Origin of the sequence: Lentimicrobium saccharophilum (assembly GCF_001192835.1) — a bacterium.
Lineage (GTDB): Bacteria > Bacteroidota > Bacteroidia > Bacteroidales > Lentimicrobiaceae > Lentimicrobium > Lentimicrobium saccharophilum.
Window position 1 is genome coordinate 1,227,730 of sequence record NZ_DF968183.1, and the last position, 24,468, is coordinate 1,252,197.

A 24,468-nucleotide genomic window follows, 5' to 3' on the forward strand; every position below is an offset into this window, starting at 1 on the left:
AATACGTTCAGATAATCCCGGGATTTAGCGAACAAGGAAACCCTTTTCGCGCGCCTCTTTCAGGCAGGCAGTAATCCCCTTTTTGTTGATGTGACGGATGCCGTCGGCAGAGACCTTCAGGGTGATCCAGCTATCCTCTTCGGGAATGTAAAACTTCTTCACCTGCAGATTGGGATAAAACCTGCGTTTGGTCTTTATATTGGAGTGGGAAACCTTGTTTCCAACCATCATTCCTTTACCGGTAATTTCACAAATTCTTGACATGACTGACTTTATCTGAAGGTTTTTAATTTCGGTCTGCAAAGGACGTAATTTTTTTCAAATTATACAACATGTTTCTAAAAAAAAATCATCAGCGTCAAAAATCTAAAAATCGTGATGAAAAACTCAGCTAAGAAAGTGTTATGAACCTGATTCCCTTATTATTAAAATGATCAAATCAGGAAATCCGGTCTCCCGGTTCATTTTTACCGGCATTTACAATGGTAAAACAGCCGAAACTCCCTGCGGTGAAGCAATTTACATTAATCCGGCAGGTAAATTAGTCCGGTATCAATATTTGCTGAATATAGTTTTCAGCTATCCCAGATCACCGCTGCAATGCGTTTCTTTCCATCCATTTTAATCTGTATGGGTTTCCTGAACCTGACATGTTTAAAATGGGGGGTCCTTTGCACCAGTTCCTGCTGATCAAGAATTTCCCATCTGATGAACGAGCCTGAAAGCTCCTGTTGAATCGAAAAGTAACCGACATTCATGGAGGTGACATTGTGGAAAAAATGTGATCCTGAAGAGGCATCAAGCGGGTAACCTTCCAGGCTGGTTTCCACAATCACCCCTGCCGATGATATCTGAGGCCAGTTCACCGGAATGCCGATCCAGCGGTCGCGGGTGCCCCATCGACCGGGTCCTATAAGCAGGTATTTCCGGCCCGATTCACGAAAGGCCTGATTGAGGGATTCCACCTCCTCAGCCATTTCAACCGTCCTGCGCTTGTCAAATACATTTATGTCGATATAAATCACATCGGAAATGTCGCTGATCAGCCCGTTTCCCATCCCCTTTTCAGAAATCATGAGCAATTTTTCCGGATCAATCTGCCCAGGCTCGAAACTATAGTCCTCCATACTTCCGATCAAAGGTTTTATCTGCAACAGATAAAAAGAGGCTTTCAGCTCCTTGTCGCGGTTAAGGTCAACGGCAAATTCAATTTCGACCGGCGCTCCCATGGCCTCCTTAACCACATCGAGCACGGTTTCAATGGTTTTGGCAAGGGGGATATAATTATATTTCAGAATATTTGAGAAATTGATGATGCGGGGGCCAGGCTGTGTCAGACCGGGAACAATACGATGGTTATCCACATCGTAAACCGATGCAAGGTGCCGGAGTGTCCCGTGGCGTTCAGCATCATCAAGGTCAAGTTTTGTTAATCCGGCTGTATCACCTTCCATCAGATTGATCTCCTTTTTTGCCAGATCCACTGCATAAAAGTCTATCTGCGAATTTTTATACTGATCAGCCGGAGTGTTGATTTCAGTGGTCGGGTACTTTGGTGAAAAACGGTAGGCTTTCCCGCCTTCCACCACCTGTTTTCCAAGCCCGAGCGCAGCCACGGCAAATCCTTCCTCAGGCTTCATGTGGGCAAACGGATAATAATTGTATGACTGTGCGACCCCGCTGATATGCGGATAATAACAGTCCTCAAACCGGTTGCCGACAACTTCCTGAATGACGACAGCCATTTTTTCCTCTTCCAGTTTGTAGCGGATGGCCTCGATGTAGCCCCTGGCAATCTTCGAATACACAGAGGCATACACCAGTTTGATGGCATCCATAGTCTGCTTCAGCCTGATGTTGAAGTCCGGATCATTATTGGGCAGCAGGTAAGTCTCAAAGATGCCCGCGAATGGCTGCATCAGCGAATCTTCAAACAAGCCCGACGAACGTATGGCAATCGGATTGGTGATATGTTTCAGCAGAATGCGCAGGCGCTTGATAAGGGTTTCGGTGAGCGATGATTCAATAAACAACTTTTTTACCTGTTCATAATCCAGACCATCCATTACCTTGTCATGCAGTTTATTACGATCGATGAAATACTCAAACTCATCCGTGCCGATGATGGAGGTTTTCGGCGTGCGTATATTAATGTTCGGTAGCAGTTGCTCAAAATCGTAATTATAGATCAGGGTATTGATAAACGCCAGACCCCGGCCTTTTCCCCCTAAGGAACCGGAACTGAGGCTCACCACATTACTTTCGTCAAGCAGGGCCGATTCTTCAAATGGAATCACCTTTCCCTTATTCTGCTCATTCCTGAACTGCTGAATTACCCTGATCAGGTAAGCCCGCAGCTGGGCCGGGCTCTCAAAATCGCTGACCTTGGCAGGATTAATGATCTTGGCAACCTGGATTTCGCCCCTGGCCATCAACCACAAAGAGAAATGATCCTTGCGCGCGTGGTAAATCAGCGATTCTTCAGGAATAATTCTTAGGTAAGACTCGAACTCCCGCAGCGACCGTGCAATGGCGATCTGAGCCCCTTCCTTGTCGCGATAAATGAAGTTTCCGAATCCGAGATAATGGGTGATAAAACTTTTAAAATCCTGCACCAGGGTTTCGGAATTCTTATCGATAAAAGTGGTTTTCAACTCGTAGGCAAACTTTGCATTTTCGATATTGTGCGACTGGATAATTACAGGCAATTCCTTTACCACTCCCCGGGCATACTTCACAAGGTCGAAACCGGCCATTTCATCTGCCCTTCCATTTTTCGGGTATTTTACATCTGTGATCAGGCACAGCATAAAATCCTTGTATCTGTCAATGACTTCCTTGGCTTCTTCGTAAGTGGATGCCAGCAGAAGTTTGGGACGCGCCCGCATGCGCAGCACTTTGTAAAGTTCGTCTGTACTCACATCTTCAATGATCCGCCTGGTTTGTTCCAGCACAATACTATACAACAGGGGCAGATAACGCGAGTAATACTGAGGAGAGTCCTCCACCAGCAGCAGTACCCTTACCAGACCTACCTTGGTATCATTCTCCACATTGATCTTATCCTCAATCAGTTTGATCATGGCGAAAAACACCTTGGATTCCCCGTTCCAAACAAAAATGCGGTCAACAAAGCGCATCATCGGTTGCTCTGTGTAATAGGAAAGATCGTTGTTATTATTAAGCAACAGGAAAATGGGTATGTAGGGAAACTCTTCCTTAACTTTTTCGGCCAGCATCAGGGGTTGTTTCTTCTCAACACCTACCATAAAAATGATCAGGTCGAAATGCTTCGACTGTAACTGAACAAAGACCTCTTCTTCACTCGAAACTCCGGTAATCCTGGGCATAGAAGTAAGGTTCAGCTGATGGTATTCACCCAGCACATGCTCTGAAAACCTTCCTTCCTTTTCGATGCTGTAAGCGTCGTAAAGATTGGCCACCAGCAGGATTTCCTTCACTTTGAAGGGCATCAGGTCATGATAGACATCCCGGTCATAATTGCTTTTATTCAGGAACTTCTGCAGCAACTGCCTGCTGGTAACCTGCGGGATTTTCTTATCCTCTGCCTGTGAGATTTTCTGCTGGACCAGGGTATGGCGCAGCAGCATTTTTGCTTCCTGACTGTTCAGGTAGCCGGTAATCATATTTGCCAGGTTCCCGATCAGGTGCCGCTCTTCAATCAGAAAAGGTCCTTCGTCGGCCTCAACAAATTCGCGGGTGTAAAAAACCTCGATACTCCCCTTCTTACCATTGATGGACTCAAACTGCTGCCGCTGCACCCAGATGCTCTCCCTGAATCCGACAGATCTGTATTCCCTGCCATCAAAGATAATTCTGACGACCGTATAGGCGGGATACTGCCAGGCATCGGGAAAAATCATGGCAAGTTGCTGAAGCGTTTCCTCAACAGGTTTTCCCTCTTTAAGTATCTGGGTCGTCTGATTGATGGCCGCCAGTTCTTTTAAACGCTCGCGGCGCTCATACATCAGCTTTTGAATATCAGGATTCTTCTCAGGAATGTCAGTCATAACCTATAAATTGCGATGCACTAAATTAAGCATTTCAGATACAAACCGGTCATGTTTTAGCAAAAATGGCCTTCACAACTGACCCGGAACTTGAAAATTCATCAGAAAATTATAATTTCGTGGCACAAAAGCAGCAACAGCAGTGAATAAAATAGAAGTCATACTTGTTGACGATCACCGCATCATGTGTGAAGGGCTGAAATCCATGCTCGGCGATTCGCACGAAATCACCGTGATGGGATGCGTAAGAAACCTTTCTGAGTTGCTGATCAAACTCAGAATCCTTCCCATACACGTTATTCTGCTGAGTTGTTACGAACCGGGAGATCATGATATTGAAATGATCCGCATCATACAGCGGGAACATCCCCAGATTAAAATCCTCATCCTTGCCATGACCGCACAGGAAAGTTTTATCCTCAGGACCCTGAAAGCAGGCGCCAAAGGATTTCTGAGCAAGGACGCCGACCGCAATGAACTGATTGAATCCATTCTTACCATACGCAACGGGTACGATTATTACAGCAAGTCCATTTCTGAAATAATCCTCAAACGCTATCTGAACCAACCAGGCAACGGCAATGCCCAGCGTAACCAGCCCGCAGGCGTGTTGAGCGACCGCGAAATGGAAGTACTGAAACTTTACGCCGAAAGCTATACCAATCAGGAAATCGCCGATAAACTATTTGTCAGTATCCGCACCGTTGAGTCGCACAAGAACAACATTATGCGCAAGATCAACCTCAAAACCACGGTAGATATGGTAAAATTCGCCATCCGCAACAACCTGATTGAAATCTGACAATCCCGGGTATAAGATCCATGCTTCTGTCTCATTCAATTTGACAACCGGGCGGTGTGACCTTCAGTGCGCCTTATTACCGGCAGAACCCGGCTAAACGCTGCCTTCCGTAAATCACCCACCATCTTTGCGTAAAACACTGAATTTCGGCATAATCTCCGAGAAATCAGCCCGGATACTTGCTTTCATTCAATTTACTTTCTTTAATATTGACCCGTTAATTCACTTCAACTTTTCAAAAAACCTATTTACTATGGCTAATGTATTCGATCAGATGGTCAATGATTTTATGGCTAAAGTCATTGCCAAAAACCCCGGCGAAGTAGAATTTCACCAGGCAGTGCATGAAGTAGCGGAGTCACTAATCCCTTACATTGAGGAAAATCCCAAGTACAAAGTTGCCAAAATCCTCGAAAGGATTGCAGAACCCGAAAGGGTCATTATTTTCAGGGTTCCCTGGCTCGATGACAAAGGCGAGGTTCAGGTAAACCGTGGCTTCCGGATCGAGATGAACAGTGCCATCGGCCCCTACAAGGGAGGTTTGCGTTTCCATCCCACGGTAAATCTGGGTATTTTGAAATTTCTTGCTTTCGAGCAGGTGTTTAAAAACAGCCTTACCACGCTCCCCATGGGCGGTGGCAAAGGCGGAAGTGATTTTGATCCGAAAGGAAAATCAGACAACGAGGTCATGAAGTTTACCCAGAGTTTTATGAGTGAACTGTTCCGCCACATTGGCCCTGACACCGATGTACCCGCCGGCGATATCGGCGTGGGAGGACGCGAAATCGGATTCCTCTTCGGCCAGTACAAGCGGTTGCGCAACGAATTTACCGGTGTGCTTACCGGCAAGGGCCGCGAATGGGGCGGCAGCCTGATCAGGCCCGAAGCCACGGGGTACGGCTGTACCTATTTTGCCGAAGAGATGCTTAAAACCAGAAATGACAGCCTGAAAGGGAAAACAGTGCTCGTTTCCGGATCGGGAAATGTCGCGCAATTCGCAGTACAGAAAGTGACCCAGCTGGGTGGAAAAGTAGTAACCCTCTCCGATTCTTCCGGTTTCATCCATGATCCCAAAGGTATTGATGCCGAAAAGCTTGCTTACCTGATGAACCTGAAAAACGTAAAACGGGGCCGCATCAAGGAATATGCCGATAAATTCGGTTGCGAATATTATGAAGGCAAACGGCCCTGGAGTATCAAGTGTGATGTTGCCCTGCCCTGCGCCACTCAGAATGAAGTGAACGCAGAGGACGCCATGGCATTGGTTGCCAACGGTTGCTTTGTTGTTTCGGAAGGGGCCAATATGCCTTCGACTCCGGAAGCAGTGGAAGTATTTCTGAAGAATAAGATTCTCTATGGCCCCGGCAAAGCCGCGAATGCCGGCGGGGTTGCAGTTTCAGGCCTCGAAATGACCCAGAACTCCATGCGGCTCTCCTGGTCGCGCGAAGAGGTGGACGCCAAACTGCACCAGATTATGTGCGATATTCATGAAACCTGTGTAAAATTCGGAAAAGATGCTGACGGTTATATCAACTATGTGAACGGCGCCAATATCGGCGGGTTCGTAAAAGTTGCCGATGCCATGCTTGCCCAGGGACTCGTTTAAACCTCAGCTTTTTGTAACAGTGCGGAGGCTCCGGCTCAGGCCGGAGCTTCTTTTTTTTCAGCATGTTCAGTAGTTATGCCCTTTTCCGCTTAGTTTCAGTGTTTGCATATAATCCCCGGCATATTGCCTTAAATCAGGGAAAAACAGGTTAAAACGCTCCCTGTAAAATTCATAGTGTTGTTGAAGTTCACCTGCCGCATGCTCCAGGTTCGAACTGAAAACCGTGCGTCTGGCCATGCCGTTCAGTGCATGGTTCAGTCCTTCGATATCGCGGTAATGCAGCAACCAGTTGTGCTGCATCATAAACGGAAGCATATAGCGCGTCCTCGCCGGCAGAATTACAAAAGAACCCATCAGCACCCTGTACATCCGGCCGGTAAACGCCTCCAGGGGTTCCGCCGACCAGGCAGGCCATCCGGAAGCCAGAAAATGGTCAAAGAACATATCCAGTGCGACGCCGGCATACTTCCTGAAACCCGGCCGGAGGTACTCCACTGTTTCCTTCACAACACCGTGTGTATCGGTATAGGCATCAATCGCCCGGTGCAGCCTGATCCCGTCCTGAATGCCGGTCCGGTAGCGGTCCATCTTCCTGCCTTTCACATGATCGGCGATAAAATTGCCGATGATGATGTCAGGGTCATCGCCCGAAAGATACAGGTGTGCCAGGAAGTTCATGTGATCAGATTTCAGGATTCAAAATTAGCCGATTTGTCCGTACATTTTGCATCTGCACTATATTGCACTGATATTGTGCACTTTATGCCAAATATGTATTCATTAACAATAGTCCGTTAAATTTAAGAATCACGCAAGGACGCAAAGACCCCGCAAAAGTGGCGGGGCAGGCAGCAACGACTTGATTATGAATAACTTGTTATCATTAAACGAGTTTTATAATCCACTGTAAGTCAATTCATTAAAAGTTCTTTACGGACTACTGCATTAAATGAAGTGCTGATTATTAGCCATCCCGATCGCCATCGGGACACCAAAACCCGGAATAGCACAAAAATATTTAATAAGAAGATATTCATCCCCAATATTGTCCGGTTGAATTATGAGATTACCTTCTGTGAGCACACTGCCCCTGGCGGATCGGTTCTTCGCTAACGCTCAGAATGAATTTGACTTACACGGGTTTGAGGGGAAGGGAGCTTTGTGGCAAATTCTTTCTTCATTTTATCCGGACAATGGTGATTTAAAATATAGCTGCATCCGCAATCAGCATCCGGTTTTTTCAGGTTCTCATGAAAAGAGAAAAAAAATTGTGTATTTCTGTGTTTTTGAGATTTTGTGGCAGATATCTTAAATCAAATGGCAAAGTTAATGTCAGCATATCAAAAAGGAATTGCCATGTCAAGCGCCATTTGCCGTTGACGGAAGCAGTTTTCATGATCAGTTTAATCAGAATCCGGCCAATAATGTCATCTCCCCTGACGGATAGCCGGAAAGGGTGATCAGATACTGAAAATACCTGATCATTCTTATTATTTAAAACAATTCCAGATAATTTTAGCTGAACTGCATGTAATCAAATTTTTATAGTTTTGCCCCGTAGAGATTCCTCTGATTCTTTCAGTTGAAAAAAATCAAAACCTTAAATATATTATGCAGAAGTTATTATTACTGGGAGACGAGGCCATAGCACAAGGCGCCATCGATGCCGGCCTGTCAGGGATTTATGCCTATCCGGGAACCCCTTCCACGGAGATCACCGAGTATGTGATGCACTCGAAGGAAGCAAAATCAGGCAAAGTGGTTGCTTCGTGGGGCGCCAATGAAAAAACCGCCATGGAAGCGGCCCTGGGCATGTCGTACGCCGGGAAACGCGCCATGGTATGCATGAAGCACGTGGGACTGAATGTTGCAGCCGATGCGTTTGTAAATTCAGCAATCACGGGCGCCAACGGCGGATTGGTTGTTGTTGCGGCCGACGACCCCTCCATGCATTCATCACAGAATGAGCAGGACTCAAGGTTTTACGGCAAGTTTGCATTGATTCCCATCCTGGAACCCGGCAATCAGCAGGAAGCCTACGATATGGTTCATTATGGCTTTGACCTGAGTGAAAAATACGGCATCCCGGTTATGCTGCGCATCACCACGAGGCTGGCTCATTCCCGCTCAGGGGTTGCATTAAAGGAAAGCAGGGTACAAAATGAAATACGGCTCCCTGAAAACCTCAGACAGTTTATTCTTTTGCCGGCCAATGCCCGCCGTCAGTATAAACACCTGCTCACCAACCAGGCTGCATTTATTTCAGCTTCCGGAGCATCTCCTTTCAACAAACTGACAGACCACAAGGACAAAAGCATTGGCATCATCGCCTGCGGCCTTGCCTATAACTATCTGGTTGAAAATTTCCCGGGGCACGAGGTCCCGCATCCTGTGCTGCGCATCGGCCAGTATCCGCTACCTGAAAAGATGGTCAGGGATTTATATGACAGCTGCGACAGCCTGCTGGTGCTCGAAGACGGTTATCCGCTGGTTGAAGAACTGATCCGTGGTTTTCTGAACAACGGCAAGCCGGTAAGGGGTCGCCTTGACGGTACCGTGCCACGCGACGGGGAACTCAACCCCAATATTGTGGCCCGTGCGCTGGGCCTTGCCGATACCAGGGGAAGGGATATCCCGGCCATCGTAAGCAGCCGGCCGCCGTCACTCTGCAAGGGATGCCCGCACATATACAGCTACAATGCCCTCAACGAAGCCCTCGCCAGCCTGAGCAAAGGCAGGGTATTCTCTGATATAGGCTGTTATACCCTCGGCGCCCTCGAACCTTTTGATGCCATCAATTCCTGTGTGGATATGGGCGCTTCCATTACCATGGCCAAGGGTGCCGCTGACGCCGGCCTCGTTCCCGCCGTGGCTGTTATCGGGGATTCCACCTTTACCCATTCGGGTATGACCGGACTGCTCGACGCGGTGATCAGCAAATCGCCCATCACCGTGATGATCCTCGACAACGCTACTACAGCTATGACAGGTGGTCAAAACTCAGCCGCCGTAGGAAAGATTGAAGACATCTGCCTGGCCATCGGTGTGGAGAAAGAGCATATCAGGATCCTAAACCCTTTACAAAAACACCATGAGGAAAACCTCAGGATTATGATGGAAGAGATCGCCTATCCGGGCGTTTCGGTCGTAATCCCCCGCAGGGAATGTATTCAGACGGCTGCCAGAAGGCTGAGGGAAGAAAAGAAAAAACAGGAAACAAGCAAAGCAGAGGCATAACCATGAAAAAAGACATTATACTCGCCGGCGTCGGCGGACAGGGAATTTTATCGATCGCTGCCACTATCGGAACAGCAGCGCTCAGCACGGGATTGTTTCTCAAACAGGCGGAGGTACATGGGATGAGTCAGCGCGGCGGCGACGTGCAGTCGAACCTCCGGATCTCGGACAGGGAAATCGCTTCCGATCTGATCCCACAGGGCAAAGCCGATATGATTATTTCCGTGGAGCCCATGGAATCGCTGCGTTATCTGCCCATGCTTTCGCACGAAGGCTGGCTGGTAACCAATACCAAACCCTACATCAATATCCGGAATTACCCGGAAATGGAAAAACTGATGGCCGAAATTGAAGCCCAACCCCGCCATATCGCGCTGGATGCCGATGAAATCGCCAGACAGATGGGATCCCCCAAATCGGCCAATATGGTTATACTCGGGGCAGCCTCCCCATTCCTGGATATTGAATACACATCTTTACAGGATGCGATACGGTCGATCTTCCGTAAGAAAGGCGATGATGTGATACAGGTCAACCTCGATGCCCTGGAAGCAGGACGCAGGTTCACCTCAGAAAAGCTTAACAACAGGGCCTGAAACACGATCAGCAGGATTAGGGAAGTTGCTCCTGGCAGGCAGAACCACCTGAAATCCTCAAATATCATTTAGTGCGCCCGCCTCCCATTAACCTGAAAACCAACATTCCTGAAGCGGGCACCTTCGGGAAGCATGCCCCAAATGATGAAAATTCCAAATAAATTTTGGTTTTTCATTGTTTTTCGTGTTGAATAATTATTAGTTTTGCAATTGAAAGAAGAAAATTTTGTTTCACCTTAAAAAATAATGCTTATGAAAAAACTGCTACTTATTGCGACTGCTGTTTGCATCAGTGCCGGTCTGTTTGCCCAGAAAAGCCCGGTAAAAGTTAAATCAGACGTTCCGTCTGTTTCTTATCAGGTTAAAAACATTGATGAAGAAAGCATCGTAAAAACTCCTTCAATGGTGACTGCAATTACCAGACCTGCTGTTAAGGGTACTGCCGACATCTCCATTGTTGATCTCGGAGGTTCAGCCAATGCTTTTGGCCTTTACAACGGTGGCCGTACCGCGCTTTGGGCTGACCCCATAACCAACTCAGTAGCTTTCTTCCACCGTATGCTGATTCCCCCCGGATCGGGTTATGTTGCCTATGATATTTCAAAGGACGGCGGCAACACCTGGAGCAACAACAACCAGATTTACAATCCGACCATTGCTCCCGGCGCCAATGCCCGTTATCCCCAGGGTGTAATTTACAACCCCGCAGGAAACACGAACCCTGATGAAGCTTATGTATCCGGCTTCTTCCCGCTTCTTGACGGAAGTAACGGTACTGCCGGCAGCTGGGGCGGTTACGGCGGAACAACCACTAAAATTGACGGTTCAGTCACTTCACAGGTCAGCTGGCCTTCAGCACCTCCGATCAGACATAATGTTCCGGATGCAATGACCATTAACCCGGTTACCAATGAAATTTTTGTAGTTGAGCCTTCTCTCATCGGCGGACTTGGAAATCAGTATATTGACACACTCCTCATTACCAAGGGTGTTTTCAACGCTGAAACAAGTGCTTTTGAATACGAGCAGTCATTGTTTTATGCTCCGGTTAATGCTTACGGAACAGCTATAGCTGACACAAGGGTTGCTTTTGCACCCGACGGAATGACCGGATATATCCTGACCCTCAGCGACAACGGACAGGATCCGTTTGCCACCGGCCTTGCTTATTATCCTATTCTTTACAAAACTATGGATGGTGGAATGACCTGGGATGAAAATCCCATTACTGTTCCCCTGGGTGGACCTGACGGCATCCCCGGCATCGTAAACGACCTGCTTACCGACGACCAGATTGCAGAACTTTTTGAAGAGCCTCTTCCTGCACGTGATGAAATCGCCTACACAACCGCTTTCACCAGCGACCTCGTAGTTGATATGTATGGCAATCCGTCAATTTCTGTAGTTGTTGGTGTTGCTGCTTCTACAGCTTATTCAATTGTTTCGGCTGCCGGATTCTTCGCTTCGTACAACATCTTCTCACAGGATGGCGGCGAAACATGGCTTGCCCAGAAACTTGGAACCAACCTGCTTACCTTCCGTGGTGAATGGGGCGATGTTTCTGAGGACAACCGCTCACAGGCTACCGTTACCTATGATGGCAGCAAGGTGTTCTTCTCATGGTTGGATACCGACTTCGAAGGTCAGGTAGACAACCTTCAGCCGGATATCTTCTGTGTTGGCTGGGATCCCCAGGAAAACACCTATACCGAAGTTGTAAATGTAACCTTCCTCAGCGACGCATGGCTGCAGGCCTATATGGGAACCGCTTCCTACTACGCATTTGTTGATGGCGAAAATTACATCATTCCTTTTGCTTATCAGGATATGGATCCGACCGATCCCGGACTTCCCGTACAGTACAAGTACATCAAGGACTTTATGTTCAACGAAGCTGATTTCGTCAACATCGGCGTAAACAAAGTTGAAAACACCGTTGCCGGCGTTTCACAGAACTTCCCGAATCCTTTCAGCGGCGTTTCACAGGTTGAAGTTAACCTTGCGAAATCAGCCAATGTCAGCCTCGAAGTTTACAACATCGTTGGACAGAAGGTTTATGAAATTCCCGCCCGTAACCTCGGCGAAGGAAGCCATATTTTCGAAATCAATGCTGCCAGCCTGAAGTCAGGTATCTATACCTACTCAGTAATTGCCAACGGCGAGCGCACCACCCGCAAAATGATGGTTAAGTAAGCTTACCATATAATCCTTTAAAAGGCTGCACCCCGGTGCAGCCTTTTTTTATACCCATGTTGGCGCTGACGTCCATGTCCATGCATTCAAAACCAAGCATGGGGAATGATATCTCAGATTTTGATGTTGATGTTGCAGTTGCTTGCGTCTTTTTCACACCTGACAGGTTAAAAAAAAACCTGTCAGGTGAATCGTGCCCGTTGGCGCGGAAGTCCTCGTCCGTGCATTCAAACCCGCCCAAGGGAAGTGATATCTCAGATTTTGATGTTGATGTTGCAGTTACTTGCGTCTTTTTCACACCTGACAGGTTAAAAAAAAACCTGTCAGGTGGATCGAGCCCGTTGGCGCGGAAGTCCTCGTCCGTGCATTCAAACCCGCCCAAGGGAAGTGATATCTCAGATTTTGATGTTGATGTTGCAGTTACTTGGGTCTTTTTCACACCTGACAGGTTAAAAAAAAACCTGTCAGGTGAATCGTGCCCGTTGGCGCGGAAGTCCACGTCCGTGCATTCAAAACCACGCATGCGGAATGATATCTCAGATTTTGATGTTGATGTTGCAGTTACTTGGGTCTTTTTCACACCTGACAGGTTAAAAAAAACCTGTCAGGTGGATCGAGCCCGTTGGCGCAGACGTCCACGTCCGTGCAATTGCGCCGCTCCAAACCTAGCGGTTTGCGCACCTCCCACACTATCAACAGTTGCTTAAGGGGAAAGGAAGTATTTACAGATTCAGTATAAAATGACTTACAGCGGCATCACCGTTTGTTTGACCGGCATATTCAATGAATCAAGCTGCCGGGTAAGGCTGAGCCGGTATAGGTTAAAGCTGTCCATCAACTCTTTTTTAACCGGAAGTGCCGGGGGGGATTCAACTTTCAGCGGGTCAACAGGGGTTCCGTTTTTGTAGAATCGGAAATCCAGATGCGGACCCGTGGATAAACCCGAGCTTCCTACATATCCGATAACCTGTCCCTGCCGCACCCTCGCACCGGATTTAATCCCGGGGCCATATCCGCTCAGATGCAGGTATGCCGTTGAATAAGTGGCATTGTGTTTGATCTTGACCATACGGCCGGCGCCACCCGCATAACGTACATCGGTAACCGTTCCGCTGCCCACACTGTGAACCGGGGTTCCTTTGGGTGCGGCATAATCTACCCCATGGTGAGGCCGGCGGATGCGGAGCACGGGATGCAGCCTGCTGTTGGAGAAACGTGATGAAATTCTTGAAAACTTCAGAGGAGCTTTCAGAAATGCTTTCCGCAGGCTCTGACCTTTATCGTCAAAATAGTCAGCCGTTCCATCCTGAACAAAACGGAAGGCAAAATTATCCTTTCCGCCATGAAAAAATCGTGCCGATATAATATTGCCCAGTCCGATCTGTTCACCTTCGACCTGGAGTTCTTCATAGAAAACAGTAAAATTATCACCCGGCTGAATGGCATAGAAATCAATTGACCAGGCATAGATTTCCGAGAGGGATACGGTGAGATTCGGACTTGCCCCTGCATCAGTCATGGCATTCCATAACGAGGAGGTGATGGTTCCTGAAGCCGATCTTAATTTAACCTGTACTTCTTTTTCTCCCGTATGAATATGCAGCGAATCTCCGGTTTCAAAAACGACGTATTGCGTCGGGCTATGCTCATAAATAAAATATTCAGCCCGCTTAAGGGAGTCATTGGTACATAAAACCGTGTACTTATTGCCTGACCTGATGCGCCTGACATCAAAAATGCCCGCCGATTTCCTTGCCAGTTGCTCAATTGCAAGAGGACCAACACCGTACTTATTCAGGATTGCAGAAAGGTTCTCCCCGGGACTAATTACATCTTTAACGATGTAAAAAGAATCAACGACAATCCCGTATTCCATCCTGGGCTCCGGCTCGTAGACATTCTCCGGTTCCGGCGCTTTCCGCAGTGCCGACATGTAGTAATCCAGTGTAAAAGTCAGTACTATTGCAACAACAATCAATACTCCGGCTTCAATTAATCTCTTCCTCGTGATAAACTTCATCTTTTATTATATTAATAGGCATTTCCGGTGTAAACGCAGCCGGCCGTGACTTATTGCAATCTTCCTTCGATCGGGCCTGATAAATTCATAATGGAACCAGCGTAACAACCGGAGCATCCGCCTGTTCCAGACTAATCAGCACGCTGCTTTGTATCCATTGGAATTACCGTGGCTTTCTGACTCTGGCCGGGTGCATTAAACAGATAACGGTAAGTAATATGCCGTTTGGCAAAATGCGACCCTACTGCTTCATGCAATTGTTTCATCTTAGGATTGAAATCTCCGACCCATGACAACTCGACCTCTTTATATCCGGGGCGCTTGTTCATCACCTTCTCCATATGCCAGAAAATGGCGGACTCGATGCCTGACTTCTGATACTTTGGCCGCACACCCATCACAGTAATACGGGTCCGGGTGAAAACATTCCTTTTACTGTAGTACCAGAATTTCAGCTTACCAAAAAGGTTGAGCTTCCCGTTGAGATACCTGAAAATCTGGTTTGCATCGGGAATCATAACCAGAAAAGCTGCAGGATTATCATCCACATAGGCAAACCAGATAAACTCCTCATCCATAATGGGCTTCATCTCGTTCAGGGCTTTGCGGAGATCGTCGGGATTGATAGGGGTAAAATTTTCATGGAACTGCCAACCGTCATCGTAGATGGTTTTAAAATCCCGGATAAACTGTTCACTATCCTTCCAGGAAAAATGCCGGAAGCTGTATCCCGGCTTTTGCCTGACCCAGTCGGCGATTTTCCAGAATCGCTCCGGAAAAGGCTTTGTGATATCAAGGTGATTGGTTACCTGCTCAAAGTAGGGTCTGAACCCATAGCTCTCGAAAAAGTCTTTGTAATAAGGATGGTGATAATTCATGCCGAAACTTGGCGGCATAAATCCTTCGACCAGTAGCCCCCAGAAGTTATCGTTCTCTCCGAAGTTAATGGGTCCGTCCATTGCCTCCATGCCCTTTTCCTTCAGCCAGGCCTTACAGGTATCAAATAAAAGGTATGCAGCTTCCCTGTTGTTGATACACTCAAAAAAGCCCATTCCACCGGTTGGTTGGTCAAAATTGAAAGCCTTTTTCCGGTTGATGAATGCTGCTACCCTTCCTATTGCCTTGTTGTGATCATCATAGAGGATCCACCGGATGGCTTCGCCATGGGCAAAAAAAACATTCACCCCGGGGTCAAACACCGCTTCAACCATATTATCAAGCGGACAAATCCAGTTTTTATCACCCTTGTATATATCTCTTGCAACATCCAGAAAAACCCGGGCGGTTGATTTATCGGTAACTTCTTTCAGAACCATGGCAGGAAAGTTTGATCGTTATTAACAGGCAAAGGTAAGGAGAATTGAAAATCCACACTCCCCGGCGGATAATAATTGCGCAATAGGATTATTCGTTAAATGATGTGCTGGTTTTTCACATCGGGATTACTATCAGGTCATTAAAGACCAAGTTTTTATCAGAAAAAATAATCAGTACGGGTTAAAGGTTTATCCCTTAAAATGTGACTCGTTGGATCCTTGTAAATAAACAATTACACAGAGCTCACCGAGGTATCACGGAGTAACACTGAGAAGAATACAACCCTCTTTGAATCTCTGCGCCTTCTCTGTGAATCTCTGTGCATCTCTGTGCATCTCTGTGAAACTATTTTATAAATACATTACAAATTACCAGGTACATCTTAACTCCGGCACATCAAATAACGAATTACCCACGCTATACGATTTCGGGAGTTTTTACGATATAATAACACAATTACTTACTTTTGCACGAAACAGCCGCTTGTAGTGAAGAAACTCTATATTCTGATACTCCGGTCCTACCTGGGTCCCCTGATTCTTACCTTTTTCATTGCCCTGTTCATTCTGGTCATGCAATTTCTGTGGAAATACATCGACGACCTTGTGGGGAAAGGATTACAATGGCAGGTGATCGGCGAGTTGCTTTTTTACGCATCCACTACTTTTGTGCCGCTGGCGCTCCCCCTCGCAATACTATTATCTTCGCTGATGACCTTCGGTAATTTGGGAGAGCGTTATGAACTGGTTGCCATCAAGTCGGCGGGTATAAGTCTGCGGACGGTGATGAAACCGTTGGTGGTCCTCTCTGTACTGATCAGTATTTTTGCCTTCTTTTTCTCCAACAACATTTTACCTGTTACCAACCTGAAGTTCAAATCCATTCTTTATGATGTAAGGCAACAAAAGCTGGCGCTCAACATCCGTGAAGGCATCTTTTACAACGGGATAGAAGGTTACACCATGCGGATAGGAAAAAAGGAGAAAGACGGGGTTACCATCCGGGATATTATGATTTATGATCATACATCCCGTATGGGCAATACCACGGTTACCCGGGCAGAATGGGGACGTATGGAGCAGAGTGCTGACGGGGCCACCCTCGACCTGACACTTTACAACGGGTATAATTACGATGAAAAAACTGATCGAAGGAATGAAAGAAACAGGCCTTTTCAGCGCACTTATTTCGCGGAACAGTACAGGCGCTTTGACCTGTCGGATTTTAAAATGATGCGGACAAACGAGGAGCTGTTCAGAAACCACTATCAGATGCTCAACCTGAAACAACTCACGCTGGCAGAGGATTCACTGCTGAGGGAAACCGATCTGCGCATATCCGGTCTGCTGAGATCGACTGAAATCAGTTATTTTTTCAACAACCAGCTTGACTCAGCCTACATGAGCCGCATCCCGGACACCCTGAAACCCCCGGACAGATTACCGGTACTCATCGGACTTGACAAAACAGAAACACTTCAGGTTTATGAACTGGCCCTGAATGCGGCCAGAAATACCCGGAGCAATATTGAGTTCAATAAAACCGATATCGAGGCAAGGCTGGTGCTGATCAGAAAACATCAGGTGGAGTGGCACCGGAAATTCACCCTCTCCATTGCCTGCCTGGTCCTGTTTTTTATCGGGGCGCCGCTGGGAGCCATTATCCGGAAAGGCGGGCTGGGACTTCCACTGGTAATTTCCGTAGTCTTTTTCGTTATCTACCATGTGATTTCCATGACCGGCGAAAAATCGGTCAAAGCCGGAACCATGGATCCGCTCACCGGTATGTGGTTATCCTCGGTGGTGCTTCTTCCGTTGGGCATTATTCTGACCGTCAAGGCAACCACCGACTCCCCCCTGCTCGACCTTGATGCATGGAAAAGGTTATTCAATATATCCCGTAAACAAACCAGGGAAAAAGCGCCTGAAAACAATTCAACTACCCGATGAATATCCTGATGCTCTGCAACAAATCTCCATGGCCTCCGCTCGAAGGAGGGCCCATCGCAATGAATGCCATGGCAGAAGGGCTCGTGGATGCAGGACATACGGTAAAAGTCCTTGCCATTAACAGCAATAAATACAGTGTTGACCCGGACCGCATTCCGCGGGATTACCGTGATAAAACACGGATCGAAACCGTTTATCTCGATCTTTCCATTCAATGGCTTCCTGCGCTGAAATGCTTCCTCAGGCGAAAATCATACCATATAGAAAGATTTATTTCGCCGGCTTTTGCCAGAACACTGAAAGACATTTTAAGAAATGAAAAATTCGACATTATTCAGTTTGAGACGCTTTTCACCACGCCCTATATTCCGCTGATAAGTTCCTATTCAAATGCGAGGCTGATACTAAGGGCCCATAACATCGAGCACCTTATATGGCAGCGTATGGCAGATAACTGCCTGAATCCGGTTAAAAAATTTTACCTCCGTCACCTGGCCAGGACACTCAGGGAATACGAGCTTTCCACACTTCCAACCCTTCACGGGATAGTGGCCATCACCGCCAAAGATGCTTTGTGGTTTCGCAGTCAGGCTCCGGGAGTACCTGTAACCGACATCCCTTTCGGAATAAACCCGGGCACGCTGCCGGATGAAGGGAGCAGCATAAGTAACGGCAGCAGGAACGGTCTTTTCCACCTCGGATCCATGAACTGGCAGCCAAATCTGGAAGGGATACGCTGGTTTGTAAAGAAAGTCTGGCCGGAACTGCATAACCATTTCCCCGGACTGACACTCCACCTGGCCGGCAGGGCCATGCCCGAATGGCTGGTAAAACTGAAGATGCCCGGACTTGTTGTGGACGGGGAAGTTGAGGATGCTGCCGTTTATATGCAATCACACGGCATTATGGTTGTCCCGCTCTTTTCCGGCAGCGGCATACGCATCAAAATCATCGAAGGCATGCTGGCCGGTAAAACCATCATAACTACCACGGTCGGTGCAGAGGGCATTGATTATACTGACAGGAAGAACATACTGATCGCCAATAACAAAGAAGAATTTATCCATGCAGTCAGGCAATGCCAGGCCGATCCGGACCTCGTGAAACTACTGGGGGCCAATGCCCGGGAACTCGTCATCAGCAGGCATAACAACAGACTGTTGATGGAAAAGCTGACTGATTTTTATTCCACCCTCCTCCCGTAATCAAATTTATTACCTTTGCAGAAAGCCTGATAAATGCCGGAAATAAATCACCAGATTACCGGTTCATTGTTCAGGCTGTACTTCCAGGCTGTAACGGAAAAATACAGCCTGATATCCGTACCGGTGGTGTTTGGACATAAATCAGCCTTTTCGGATATATTAAGATATTTATTATCAGGCAGTTGACCGGGAATGAAATTAGTTGTTATTCTTCCGCGTTTCCCTTATCCCACTGAAAAAGGTGATAAGCTAAGGGCATTTAACCAGTTGAAGATATTATCGCGTCACCACAATATTTATCTGTGTGCGATCACTCATCAGAAAGTAGATGAATCGCAGATTTCAGCGGTTAAGCCCTTTTGTAAGGAAATCAGGGTAATCCGTCAGGGGTGGTTTGCAGTTGCCTGGAACCTTACCAGGGCTTTATTCAGCGGCCTCCCTTTCCAGGCTGGCTATTATTATTCGGGCAGGGCACATAGTATTATCAGGCAGATGATCAAAAAAGTTCAACCCGATCACATTTACTGCCAGTTACTCAGGACAGCGGCCTATGCCCTGGAAGAAAGCATTCCGAAAACCATTGATTTTCAGGATGTGTTTTCAAAAGGCATTGAAAGGCGTATCCCCCTGGCCGGCATTTTCATGAAGCCGGTGCTAAAACTGGAGTACAGGCGTTTATTAAAATATGAGTCACTGATATTTGACAGTTTCGACAATAAAACCATCATCTCAAAGCCCGACCGCGATTTTATCCCCCATCCGGGCCGTGACCAGATTCTGATTGTGCCCAACGGGGTGGACCATGAATATTTCAGACCGGAACAACGTGAGCAGACACATGAACTGATTTTTACGGGAAACATGGGCTACCCGCCCAACATCAACTGCGCGGAATACCTGGCTAAAAAGGTGCTGCCCATTATCCACAAGACTGCCCCGGGTGTCAGGATGATGCTTGCCGGTGCATCTCCGCACAGCCGGGTAAAAGCGTTGTCATCTGAATCTGTTACAGTTACAGGCTGGGTTGACGACCTGAGGGCATGTTACGCTTCAGCCGCCATATTCCTGGCTCCCATGCAGATCGGTACCGGCCTGCAGAATAAGTTGCTTGAGGCTATGTCGATGCATCTGCCCTGTATTACCTCTTCGTTGTGTAATTTTGCACTCAATGCTGTGCCGGGAAAAGAAATCCTGATCGGCGACACCCCGGAAGCAGTAGCAGAACATGTGCTTAATCTGCTCCGGGATGAAAATTTCAGATACCAGATCGCTAAAGAAGGTTATAACTTTGTTCAGCGGAACTACAGTTGGGAGGGGGCAACCAGGGGACTGATACAAATTCTGGGGTCATAATCCGGGAGCCTGTATAATAAAGTGGACATCCAACATCATCACTGACCTGATAAATCTTATCGCAAACTGTAAAAGTTACATTTTATCCATTCCACAGGCATTACAAACAAGGCAAAGGCTGATTAACAGAAACCAACAGGCAAAAATGAACAAACCAGGATTTACCGGACTACTTATAATATTCTTCCTGATTCTTGCAAGCCGGTTTATCTATGCCCAGGCCGGAACCGGAAAGGACAGAACACCGGTAAAGATTGAAACCAGGATAGATCAGGTTGCGGCCCTTGCCGACGAATCACCGGATCAGGCAATTCCCCTGGCTGCCGAGTTGCTTAAACAGCTGAATAAAAACGAAGACAAACCGAACCGGGCCAAAGTGCTTAAGACGCTGGGTGGTTCACATTACAACCTCGGCAACGACCGTCAGGCCCTGGAGTATTATGAGCAGGCCCTGACCTTATACAGGGAACTGGAGGACAAAACCGGCATAGGCAGCATGCTGAACAATATCGGTTTGATCAGGGAAATACAAGGTGATTACAGCGGAGCGCTCAAGAGATATATTGAAGCGTCGTCACTTTTTACGGAAACCAGGAAAGACAAATACCTTGCCCTCAGCCTGACGAATATCGGGAATGTTTATTATACGCTGGGGCGGTTCGACAGGGCACTTGAGTACCTGACCCAGGCCCTGCGCATCAATGAAAAGGCAGAAGACAGCTCAGGACTTTCCAAATCATACAACAACATCGGAAATGTTTATCTTAGTCTGAAAGATTACCAGATCGCCCTCGATTTTTACAACAAAGCACTGGCCATAAATAAAAAAAGAAACAACCTCTACAGTCTTTCAACCAGCTACAACAATATCGGGCTGGTATATCAGGGCTTAAACAAGATAAATGAAGCCATTGAATACAACCGGCTTGCCCTCGAACTTTCAAGAAAAATCAATGATCAGAGTGGCGTAATCCACAGCCTGATCAATTCAGGAAATATATATTTCGACGAAAACAACATCGATCAGGCGCTTATTTATTACCAGGAAGCATTGAGAATTTCAAATTCGAACAAGCAGGGATTTACCCATGCAACCATTCTTCAGAATCTGGCCAGGCTCCGCACAAAGCAGAATTTACCTGATGAAGCGATCGCACTCTATAAAGAAGCCCTTGATTTTGCAGAAAAATCCGGTTCACTGATCCTTCTGGAAGATATTTATAACGGTCTGGCAGATGCCTGGCAGAAGAAAGGCGATTATAAAAGGGCTTATGATTATATGACCCTCTACAAAGTTATTGCCGATAGTGCATACAACACGGAGAGCAACGACCGGCTGAACCGGCTAAGGGTCAGCTTTGAATCTGAGCAAACCGAACGCGACAATCAACTGCTCAGGCAACAGAATATCTATAGCCAGCTGGCGTTGAAGCGTCAGCAGACCATCCGTAACCTGCTGATCATCATTTCAATAATTGTGATTGTTTCAGCCATTTTCCTGTTTTCGCTTAACCAGTCGAAAAAACGCAAGAACACGCTGCTGGCTGAACGGAACGAGCAGATCATCAAACAAAAAGAGGAACTGAACCTGCTTTATAAAGAGCAGTACAAACTGAATGAAACCAAAAATAAATTTTTCAGTATTGTAGCACACGACCTGAAATCCCCCTTTCAGTCAATTCTTGGATTTTCTGAATTACTATGCTCTGAATATGAACATCTGGATGAAGCCCAGCGCCGGGATGCCGCCAGCAACATCCTCAAAGTGTCCACTGACACCTTCCGTTTGATTGAAAATCTGCTGGAGTGGGGACGCTCCCAAACCGGCGGCGTATATGCTGTTTTTAAAATCTTTAACATAAGGGAACTTGTAGTCAATACCCTGCCGGTATTTGAGCCTCAGATACAAACCAAAAAAATCCGGCTTACATACGACCTTCCGCCCCTGCTGAATGCCTGGGCTGATCCTGATATGATCATGGCTGTGGTAAGGAACCTGCTTTCCAACGCAATTAAATTTACTCCGGTTGGAGGCGAAATACACCTGAGTGCCACCATGACTCACGATGCTGTAAAACTTTCGGTAAAAGACTCCGGCGGAGGCATCCCGCCGGATGTGATGGCCCACCTGTTTACCCTTGATCCCAAAGTGCAGCGCGCAGGAACCATGGGCGAAAGGGGCACAGGCCTTGGCCTGACTCTGTGCCGTGAATTTATGGAGCTTAACCATGGCATCATTAAGGTAGAGAGCGAGGCCGGCAAAGGGAGCACCTTTACCATCATTATGCAGCCCAAACACCACGCCGTCTGAAAGTTTCATCATCAATCAGACAGGGCTCTCGCAGGAACAGCAATATTATTTCTGAAACAGACCTGCAATAACGCAGCCATCAAATCGGTACATTACAACAGGTTCCGCAGACGGTTTTTCCACCCGCTTGAAAAAATTTCATAAGTTTGCCAAAACACAACAACATCCCCATGTCAGACGATAAAAAAATCATTTTCTCCATGGTTGGAGTGGGAAAAGTCATTCCGCCCAACCGTCAGATACTTAAGGATATTTACCTCTCGTTTTTTTACGGCGCAAAAATCGGCATCATCGGTCTGAACGGATCAGGAAAATCCAGTCTGCTGAAGATCATTGCCGGGCTGGATAAAAGCTACATCGGGGAGGTTGTCTTCTCGCCCGGATACTCTGTGGGCATCCTGATGCAGGAACCCGAACTGGATGAAACAAAAACGGTAAAGCAGATCGTGGAGGAAGGCGTTGCCGAAACCGTGTCGTTGCTGAAGGCTTATGAAGAAGTAAACAACCGTTTTGCCGAGCCCATGGGCGATGATGAGATGAATGCCCTGATTGAGGAACAGGGCAGGCTAACCGAATTGCTTGACCAGCATGATGCCTGGGAACTGGATGCCAAACTTGAGCGCGCCATGGATGCACTGCGTTGTCCGGATCCTGATCAGCCGGTAAAGACCCTTTCGGGCGGCGAGCGCCGGCGGGTGGCCCTTTGCCGCCTGCTGTTGCAGGAGCCTGATATTCTTTTGCTTGACGAGCCTACCAACCACCTTGACGCGGAAAGCATTGACTGGCTTGAGCAATACCTGAGGCAGTACAAGGGCACCGTGATTGCTGTTACGCACGACCGTTACTTCCTCGATAATGTTGCCGGCTGGATACTGGAACTCGACCGCGGGGAAGGCATTCCCTGGAAAGGCAACTATACCTCATGGCTGGAACAGAAGTCGAACCGACTGGCCATGGAAGAAAAAACCGAGAGTAAACGCCGCAAGACCCTCGAGCGCGAGCTGGAATGGGTGCGTATGGCGCCGAAAGCACGGCATGCCAAGTCAAAAGCCAGGCTCGCGGCCTATGAGCGTATGATGAGCGAAGATGTTAAACAGAAGGAAGAAAAGCTGGAGATCTTTATTCCGAATGGCCCCAGGCTTGGAAATAAGGTGATTGAAGCCAGAGGCATCTCCAAGGCATTCGGCGATAAGCTACTTTTCGAAAATCTTGATTTCAGCCTCCCCCCCGCCGGCATTGTCGGGATTATCGGGCCTAACGGCGCCGGCAAAACCACCCTCTTCAGGCTGATTATGGGGCTTGAGAAACCGGATTCCGGAGAGTTCTCGGTCGGGGAAACCGTAAAACTCGGATATGTTGACCAGGCGCACACCGACATTGATCCGGAGAAATCCGTTTGGGAAGTGATCTCCGAAGGCAATGAAAACCTTCAGATCGGTGGCCGCTTGTTCAACTCCAGGGCATATGTCGCCCGGTTCAACTTCAGCGGAGCCGATCAGGGAAAAAAGGCAGGGGTGCTTTCAGGCGGAGAACGCAACAGGATGCACCTGGCGCTCACCCTGAGATCGGAAGCCAATGTGCTGCTGCTCGACGAACCCACCAACGATATTGATGTAAACACTCTCCGGGCGCTGGAGGAAGGTTTGGAAAACTTCGCCGGTTGTGCCGTCATTATCTCTCACGACCGCTGGTTCCTCGACCGTGTGGCCACCCATATCCTCGCTTTCGAGGGCGATTCTCAGGTTGCCTTCTTCGAGGGCGGATATACGGAGTATGAGGAAAATCGAAAAAAACGCCTGGGTAACGACACCCCGCACCGTATACGGTATAAAAAACTTAAGGTTTAGC

Annotated in this window: 16 protein-coding genes; 10 read left to right on the forward strand and 6 right to left on the reverse strand. The window is 47.5% G+C overall.

Annotated features, from left to right (window positions below; all coding sequences use genetic code 11):
• Positions 1–24: 24 nt before the first annotated feature.
• A complete protein-coding gene (rpmB, locus tag TBC1_RS16805; RefSeq protein WP_062045686.1) occupies positions 25–264 on the reverse strand; it encodes a 50S ribosomal protein L28 in 240 nt (79 codons plus the stop codon).
• Between the two features lie 311 nt (positions 265–575).
• Positions 576–4,031 carry a PEP/pyruvate-binding domain-containing protein gene (locus TBC1_RS16810; RefSeq protein ID WP_062045321.1) on the reverse strand — a complete coding sequence of 1,152 codons (3,456 nt, stop codon included), beginning with the start codon at positions 4,029–4,031 and terminating at the stop codon, positions 576–578.
• A gap of 142 nt (positions 4,032–4,173) precedes the next feature.
• Here TBC1_RS16810 and TBC1_RS16815 point away from each other — a divergent pair, with 142 nt between their 5' ends.
• Both TBC1_RS16815 and gdhA read left to right on the forward strand, forming a co-directional pair.
• The gene (locus tag TBC1_RS16815) at positions 4,174–4,833 is read left to right on the forward strand and encodes a LuxR C-terminal-related transcriptional regulator (protein WP_062045323.1); all 660 of its coding nucleotides are present in this window, start codon (positions 4,174–4,176) and stop codon (positions 4,831–4,833) included.
• A 253-nt stretch (positions 4,834–5,086) separates the two neighbouring features.
• Positions 5,087–6,439 (forward strand): NADP-specific glutamate dehydrogenase, encoded by a 1,353-nt coding sequence (gdhA, locus tag TBC1_RS16820; RefSeq protein WP_062045688.1) that lies wholly within the window; start codon positions 5,087–5,089, stop codon positions 6,437–6,439.
• 66 nt (positions 6,440–6,505) lie between these two features.
• Here the strand turns inward: gdhA and TBC1_RS16825 are convergent, their stop codons facing one another.
• A complete protein-coding gene (locus TBC1_RS16825) occupies positions 6,506–7,117 on the reverse strand; it encodes an acyl carrier protein phosphodiesterase (protein ID WP_062045324.1) in 612 nt (203 codons plus the stop codon).
• 933 nt (positions 7,118–8,050) lie between these two features.
• Here TBC1_RS16825 and TBC1_RS16835 point away from each other — a divergent pair.
• The 3 genes from TBC1_RS16835 to TBC1_RS16845 all read left to right on the forward strand — a co-directional run bounded on the left by TBC1_RS16835 (position 8,051) and on the right by TBC1_RS16845 (position 12,465).
• The gene (locus TBC1_RS16835) at positions 8,051–9,676 is read left to right on the forward strand and encodes a thiamine pyrophosphate-dependent enzyme (protein ID WP_062045329.1); all 1,626 of its coding nucleotides are present in this window, start codon (positions 8,051–8,053) and stop codon (positions 9,674–9,676) included.
• Between the two features lie 2 nt (positions 9,677–9,678).
• Positions 9,679–10,272, forward strand: coding sequence for an indolepyruvate oxidoreductase subunit beta (locus TBC1_RS16840; RefSeq protein WP_062045331.1), 594 nt, complete (start codon positions 9,679–9,681; stop codon positions 10,270–10,272).
• Positions 10,273–10,524: 252 nt separating this feature from the next.
• Positions 10,525–12,465 (forward strand): T9SS type A sorting domain-containing protein, encoded by a 1,941-nt coding sequence (locus TBC1_RS16845; protein WP_062045333.1) that lies wholly within the window; start codon positions 10,525–10,527, stop codon positions 12,463–12,465.
• Here the strand turns inward: TBC1_RS16845 and TBC1_RS16850 are convergent.
• The 3 genes from TBC1_RS16850 to TBC1_RS16860 form a co-directional block, all read right to left on the reverse strand.
• Complete coding sequence (locus TBC1_RS16850; protein ID WP_062045335.1) at positions 12,458–12,988, reverse strand: hypothetical protein; 531 nt, start codon at positions 12,986–12,988, stop codon at positions 12,458–12,460. The two genes, TBC1_RS16845 and TBC1_RS16850, sit on opposite strands and share 8 nt — an antisense overlap.
• A 222-nt stretch (positions 12,989–13,210) precedes the next feature.
• The gene (locus TBC1_RS16855) at positions 13,211–14,485 is read right to left on the reverse strand and encodes a M23 family metallopeptidase (protein WP_062045337.1); all 1,275 of its coding nucleotides are present in this window, start codon (positions 14,483–14,485) and stop codon (positions 13,211–13,213) included.
• A gap of 131 nt (positions 14,486–14,616) precedes the next feature.
• Complete coding sequence (locus tag TBC1_RS16860) at positions 14,617–15,801, reverse strand: GNAT family N-acetyltransferase (protein WP_062045340.1); 1,185 nt, start codon at positions 15,799–15,801, stop codon at positions 14,617–14,619.
• Positions 15,802–16,290: 489 nt separating this feature from the next.
• Here TBC1_RS16860 and TBC1_RS16865 point away from each other — a divergent pair, with 489 nt between their 5' ends.
• The 5 genes from TBC1_RS16865 to ettA all read left to right on the forward strand — a co-directional run bounded on the left by TBC1_RS16865 (position 16,291) and on the right by ettA (position 24,467).
• The gene (locus TBC1_RS16865) at positions 16,291–17,751 is read left to right on the forward strand and encodes an LptF/LptG family permease (protein WP_062045342.1); all 1,461 of its coding nucleotides are present in this window, start codon (positions 16,291–16,293) and stop codon (positions 17,749–17,751) included.
• Positions 17,748–18,956, forward strand: a complete 1,209-nt coding sequence (locus tag TBC1_RS16870) for a glycosyltransferase family 4 protein (protein ID WP_062045344.1) — start codon at positions 17,748–17,750, stop codon at positions 18,954–18,956. The genes TBC1_RS16865 and TBC1_RS16870 overlap by 4 nt, the downstream gene beginning before the upstream one ends.
• A gap of 192 nt (positions 18,957–19,148) precedes the next feature.
• On the forward strand, positions 19,149–20,309 hold the full coding sequence (locus TBC1_RS16875; RefSeq protein ID WP_062045346.1) for a glycosyltransferase: 1,161 nt from the start codon (positions 19,149–19,151) through the stop codon (positions 20,307–20,309).
• A 145-nt stretch (positions 20,310–20,454) separates the two neighbouring features.
• Positions 20,455–22,620 (forward strand): ATP-binding protein, encoded by a 2,166-nt coding sequence (locus TBC1_RS16880; RefSeq protein ID WP_062045348.1) that lies wholly within the window; start codon positions 20,455–20,457, stop codon positions 22,618–22,620.
• A gap of 170 nt (positions 22,621–22,790) precedes the next feature.
• Positions 22,791–24,467 carry an energy-dependent translational throttle protein EttA gene (ettA, locus tag TBC1_RS16885; protein WP_062045350.1) on the forward strand — a complete coding sequence of 559 codons (1,677 nt, stop codon included), beginning with the start codon at positions 22,791–22,793 and terminating at the stop codon, positions 24,465–24,467.
• The last annotated feature ends 1 nt before the right edge of the window (position 24,468 follow it).